Below are 1,345 nucleotides of genomic sequence, written 5' to 3'. Positions count from 1 at the left end.
AGGTAATCTCGACGCTCGTGTTGCCGTCGGCGATCTTCACCCGGCCGGCAGCGGTCGCCGGAATGCCCGCTATGGTGGCGCCGCCGGTGAAATTGGTCCAATCGCCGTCGCGCTTCAGGTCGACGCCGATGCCGCTGATTTCGGTGGTTCCGGAAGTGACGCTGTCAGCCTTTATCGAACCGGCGATCGCCGGCGCCTTGAGATAATTGGCGATCAGCGCATTGACGGTGATGGCCTTGGCCGTCACGTCGCCACGCGCGATCGAAGTGCTCTTCGCATCGATCGCGACGGAGGGCGCGTCGCCCTCCTTGGCAAAGCCGATGGTGCCGTCGATGTCGCCCGTCACCGCCTGGCCGGCGAGTGCGGCCAACTGGTCGATAGCGGGCGCGTCGAGCGTCAGCGTGCCGAGCGGCATGTACTTGTCGTCCAGCGCGAGATCGCCCGAGACCTTGTTGTCGCCCAGCGAGACCAGGAATCCGTTGATCGAACGCTTGCCCTCGCTTGTCACCAGTGCTGCCTTGATATCGAGCGGCTGGTCGTTGACGGAGCCGGTCAGCGATACGTTGGCGGCGGGACTGGTGATATCGGCCTTGCCGCTCGCCGTCAGCTTGATGCTCTTCACCGTGCGGCCCGATGCCGTCAGGCTGTCGCTATCGGCGGTAACGGTGAAATCCGGCGCCGTCATCGCGCCGCTTGCCGACAGCGCGAAATCGACGCCACCGGCAACCGGCACGCCGACTGTCGGCGACAGCACGGAAACGTCGCCCAATTTGCCCTTGATGTCGGCCCGGATGTCGGTGCCCTGCATGCTGGCCGTGCCGGCGGCGCTGAGCGTGCCGGACGTGAATTCGATCGAGTTGGCGGCGAAGGATCCCTGCGGATCGCGGGCCGCGGTGGCCGAGAATTTCACCCGAGCGCCAAGCACCGAGGCGATCTGCGGCGGAAAGGCCGTCGCCACGGCATCCGCGTTCATCTTCAGCTGCATCGACAGGTCGGCAAGCGCCACCGTCGCCGTCAGAGAGGCGTTGAGCGCGTCGGAGCGCAGCGTGCCCTGGTCGATGGCAATGGCATCCTTGCTGACCGACCCGGCCAGATCGACATCGATCTTGCCGGTGATCAGCGGCGCCAGCGTCGCCACGTCGGTGTTGAGGCCACCTGCCTGCAGCTTGACGGTGACCGGCCCGGCGCGGTTCTGGATGTCAAAGCCGTCGGAATGGATCTGCGCCGCCAGATCATCCAGCCGCGTGCCGCCGGCGACGATGGAGACGAAGGAGGCGCCGATGTCGATGATCGGTGCCTTGCCGTCGCCGGCGGCACGCGGCTGGATGATCTGGCGGCGCAGATC

1 pseudogene is annotated in these 1,345 nt (G+C 66.3%); it reads right to left on the bottom strand.

Going from position 1 to position 1,345, the window contains the following annotated elements:
* A pseudogene (locus tag ENZ75_RS31950) lies at positions 1-1,345 on the bottom strand (translocation/assembly module TamB); the annotation flags it as partial.

Origin of the sequence: Mesorhizobium sp. M7A.F.Ca.CA.002.04.1.1 (assembly GCF_004022805.1) — a bacterium.
GTDB lineage: Bacteria > Pseudomonadota > Alphaproteobacteria > Rhizobiales > Rhizobiaceae > Mesorhizobium > Mesorhizobium ciceri.
Note: the sequence above shows the minus strand (reverse complement) of the source record. Positions and strands in the feature narration are given on the sequence as shown.